Origin of the sequence: Helicobacter didelphidarum (assembly GCF_003364195.1) — a bacterium.
In the GTDB taxonomy this organism is placed as follows: Bacteria; Campylobacterota; Campylobacteria; order Campylobacterales; family Helicobacteraceae; genus Helicobacter_A; species Helicobacter_A didelphidarum.
On record NZ_NXLQ01000160.1, the window covers coordinates 1 to 860 of the forward strand.

Below are 860 nucleotides of genomic sequence, written 5' to 3' on the forward strand. Positions count from 1 at the left end.
ATGTCAAAGATGAAAGAGTAAAGAAAAAGATAGAAGAATACGCACAAGCAAACAAAGAGGATAGACTAAAGCTTACCCTTGCTTGTTTGGCTATGGTTTTAGGTATGATTTTTCAAGCTTCGCAAATGCACTATCGGCATAATAACCCACAAGAGAAAAAAGACTCTAGTAAAGAAAAGGGTATAAAAAAACTTAAGAGATTTCTACCTAGAAAATCTACAATAGCCTTTAATGGCTATTCTGTGCTTATAGCTATACCCTTTAGTATGATTACGAGTAAAAGTGTAGGGGAAATCATCATTGATGTAGGTGGTGGATTGGTAGCGACTTTATTAGGAGGGTATTTTGGAACTAAAATAGGTAAAGCAAGTTGGTCAAAAATAGCTGCCCCAATCGTTGGTGCAGGTATGGGTGCAGGATTGTGGGCTTATAGAAGCAAGTTCCAAGACTTGATAACTTGGTTTAATGATAAGCAAATCATAGAGATTGATATAGAATCTACCCTTGAAACCCTTATAGATTCTCTTGATACAAAAAGCCCTATACCACAAGAGCCTTTTGATATGGCATTTGCTTTGATTTATGAGATTCTATCTACCCAAGCACCAAAGTTTAGAGAGATTCTCTCTCAAGAATTTCATAATCTTATCAACGAAATACCACAAGAAATCATTACAGGGAATCTTACCAATGAGGAATTCCAATCCCTTATTGTGCTACTATGTGATGAACGATGCAATGTGAATGATATTCACAATTTCTTAGAATGCTCACATTATTTAGATAGAGCAGATTCTAAACATACAGAATCTAGCCAATCAGACATTCCCCTCCACACAGCTCCCAATACTATCCCCATA

1 protein-coding gene is annotated in these 860 nt (G+C 36.2%); it reads left to right on the forward strand.

The window, feature by feature from the left end; genetic code table 11:
• Positions 1-860, forward strand: an 860-nt coding sequence (locus CQA53_RS12875; protein ID WP_181882484.1) for a hypothetical protein, incomplete at both ends; no start/stop codon positions are given.